This window comes from Terrisporobacter sp. (assembly GCF_017888745.1).
GTDB lineage: Bacteria > Bacillota > Clostridia > Peptostreptococcales > Peptostreptococcaceae > Terrisporobacter.
The window spans coordinates 1-3,299 of the sequence record NZ_JAGHFM010000344.1 but is presented as its reverse complement, the minus strand read 5'-3'; the positions used below and the strand labels follow the sequence as shown (position 1 = coordinate 3,299).

Below are 3,299 nucleotides of genomic sequence, written 5' to 3'. Positions count from 1 at the left end.
TCTTATAGAAATTAAGTAATATTGACATATTAATTCTATATTATATAATTAAATCTAGTTATATAAATGGGAGGAGTTTTTATGTCAGATTACATTACAACATTTTCAAAGGTTAAGTTTGCTCCATTAAATCCTAAAAAAGAGGATATCTTGGTAGATGATATTGCCCATGCTCTATCACTTATGTCTAGAGCTAATGGTCATTTTCCTGAGTTTTATTCTGTAGGACAACATAGTATTTTCTGTTGCGAAGAAGCAATAGCAAGAGGATATAGTAATAGAGTTGCTCTTGCATGTTTACTACATGATGCAAGTGAGGCCTATATGTCTGATATTATTAGACCAGTGAAAAAACACTTAAGTCAGTATTTAGAAATAGAAGAGAAATTACAGACTTTTATTTATAGAGTTTTCTTAGAAGAAGATTTAAATGATGAGGAATTAAAATTAGTACACTTTATTGACAATGCTCTACTTTACAATGAATTTATACATTATATGAATGAAGAAGTAAATGTAGATAAAGTTGAATTAGTTAGTAAGCCTGATTTCAAGTTTACGGATTTTAAAGATGTTGAAAATAGATATAAAGAGTTGTTTTACAGTCTTATAGATAACATATAGTTAATCAAAAATATGAGAGGGTCCTTCCCTCTCTATTTTTATAGGCTCTTATATTTCACTTTAGTGGTAAAAATATACTTTTCCTATTTAATTTTTTGCAAGCTATTTAACTTTTTTACAGTAAGAATTAGATATATTTATCCAGCCTGCTTTTGATTTTAAATATCCCCAACTTCCAGAAACTTTAACAATAGTATAGCTGCCTTTATCTCTTATAACTCCCACTATATCATAGTTTGTTCCAGGACCTTTTCTTATATTTAATCCTTTGACTGTGACTTTATATATTCCTGTAGTGTAAGACTTTCCATCATTTCTATTTGTACTTTCATTTGTAGATGTATTTCCATTTATAGATTCACATTTCATCATGTAGTCTTTAATTTTTGGGTAAAAATTTTTTACAAAAACTGATTTAGTATTTCCAATTCCCATAAAATTAGTACCTGGGCAGGTTTTACAAGATTTAGATTTACTGTAACCTCCCAAATAAGTGCCACTTGAAGTAAACCATCCATGGCATCTAATTGTATTAATACTTGGTGTTATATTAAATTTTTTACAAAGTAATCCATAACAAGCTACAACTGATTCTTCCTGTTCTATTTTCATCATGTCCTTACCTTTATCAAAATCACCGTATATTTCAATACATATGGCATTACCATTCCATCCTTTAATCCCTGCTGGATTCGTGTTTAGACTTCTCCCTGTGGCTATTTTACCATTAGGAAATATGGTGAAATGTTGACCTATATCTGACCAACCATTAGTATGCATATGATATTCTTTCATGTTATGTTGCCTAGTTAATTCATCTTCTGGCCAATTTTTGTAAGACGGCAAGTAAGTATGATGCACTTGAAGTTTATTTATTTTTCGCTTTATATTTTGTTTATTTAGCCATGTTTTAAATTCATTTATAGTGTCAAATCTAGTGAACCCATTTTTTGTTTCCATTATTAGTCCCTCCCCTATTACATTTATTTTTCTAATAAAGTTTTCTTATAATCTTTAGAGATCGTTCTTCTTACTGTTATAGTAATTTAATTCTTTGGATTACTTTTGGAATATAATTTGATAAGTTCTAATGAATAACATTAAAATTCATATGGTTGTAATAATTACTTTTTTGTTATACAATACATATAACAAATATATATCATATAATAGTTTGGAGTGATAAAATGATATTAAATTTAGATTTTACCAGTGATGTTCCCATATATTCACAAATCAAGGAACAAATTATAAAATCTATTGCAAGAGGCGATTTAAAAGTAAACGAATCCTTACCATCTGTCAGAAATATGGCTGAGGAAATTGGTGTGAACCTTCATACTGTAAACAAATCATATAATTTACTTAAAGATGAAGGATACATTAGTATTGACAGAAGAAAAGGAGCTGTAGTAAATTCTCTCCCTCTAAATAAAAAAGATGAAAATACAGAAAAAATAAAATCCATGTTGGAACTTTTAACTGCTGAAAGTTATCTTTTAGGCATATCTAAAGAAGAATTTATAAATTATAGCAATGAATTTTTTGATAATTATGAGGTGAAAGATTATGAATAGTACATTAGCAGTTATAATAAATATACCACTACTATTTTTAGTTTATATAATGATATTTTTTACTCAATCATTAAGTGGAAAAAGACAATTTTATGGAGTTAGTTTAAATAGTGATTATTTTGCTAAGAAAGAATTTAAAGCATTAGATAAGAAATTTAAACTTCTTGTTACAATAGGATTTGTGGTATTTACAATAATTACTTCAATTTGTATTTATATATTTAAGGCTTATATAACATCTTCTATTGTTCCTATATTAGGATTTTGTGTATATGAGTTTTTTGCATTTCTTCATGTTCATAATAAGGTAAAAGCTTTAAAAGAAGATTTGTCATTGGAAATAAGTGACTTAGAATTAGAAAAAACTAAGGTAATATTAGATACAGATTTTATTAATGAAAAAAACAGAATCATAAAAAAATATTCTTTACTATCTATGATTCCCTTTGTAATTACTGTGTTGGTAGGAATCTATGCAATTACTCAGTATAATTCTATGCCAGATATTATACCTAGTCACTGGGGATTTAGTGGCGAGCCAGATGCTTTTTCTGAAAAATCATTTATGAGTGTCTTTGGTGTTATAATTATGAGTGTAGGCGTAGGGTTAATAATAACTATTAGTTCTATATATTCCTTAAAATCTAGAGTCAAGTTAAATCCTGATAATCTTAATGAAAGTAAAAAAGCCAATTTAAATTATTTAAATAAAATTGCTCTTACTTTTTTCATAGTAAGCTTAGGGTGCCAAATTTTATTTATTAACATATTAATTGCCACTGTAAATGCTAGTAGCGTAAATAATGCTATTCTGTTTCCTACTGCAATAGCAATTATTATAGCAGCTTTCTATCAAACATACTTATACTATAAATCACCAAGTAAGTCTAAAACTGCTGTCTATTCAGTAGATGATAACGATAATAACTGGATATTTGGTACTTTATATAATAATCCCAACGACCCTTCTTTATTTGTTCAAAAAAGGTTTGGTGTTGGCTGGACTGTGAATATAGGTAGTACAAAAGGAAAGATAGTATTTATATCTCCTTTTATACTGATAATATTTATATTAATTATTGCATTTTATATTTAATT

The 3,299-nt window shown here is 27.3% G+C and carries 4 protein-coding genes; 3 read left to right on the top strand and 1 reads right to left on the bottom strand.

Annotated features, from left to right (window positions below; all coding sequences use genetic code 11):
* Positions 1-81 precede the first annotated feature (81 nt).
* Positions 82-624: an HD domain-containing protein gene (locus J7G74_RS15275; RefSeq protein WP_297136908.1), complete on the top strand. Its 543-nt coding sequence runs from the start codon at positions 82-84 to the stop codon at positions 622-624.
* A 102-nt stretch (positions 625-726) separates the two neighbouring features.
* On the opposite strand, the gene J7G74_RS15270 is transcribed toward J7G74_RS15275, so the two are convergent.
* Positions 727-1,584 carry an N-acetylmuramoyl-L-alanine amidase gene (locus J7G74_RS15270; RefSeq protein ID WP_297136906.1) on the bottom strand — a complete coding sequence of 286 codons (858 nt, stop codon included), beginning with the start codon at positions 1,582-1,584 and terminating at the stop codon, positions 727-729.
* 227 nt (positions 1,585-1,811) lie between these two features.
* Here J7G74_RS15270 and J7G74_RS15265 point away from each other — a divergent pair, with 227 nt between their 5' ends.
* Positions 1,812-2,201: a GntR family transcriptional regulator gene (locus J7G74_RS15265; RefSeq protein WP_297136904.1), complete on the top strand. Its 390-nt coding sequence runs from the start codon at positions 1,812-1,814 to the stop codon at positions 2,199-2,201.
* Positions 2,194-3,297 carry a DUF1648 domain-containing protein gene (locus J7G74_RS15260; RefSeq protein WP_297136902.1) on the top strand — a complete coding sequence of 368 codons (1,104 nt, stop codon included), beginning with the start codon at positions 2,194-2,196 and terminating at the stop codon, positions 3,295-3,297. The genes J7G74_RS15265 and J7G74_RS15260 overlap by 8 nt, the downstream gene beginning before the upstream one ends.
* The last annotated feature ends 2 nt before the right edge of the window (positions 3,298-3,299 follow it).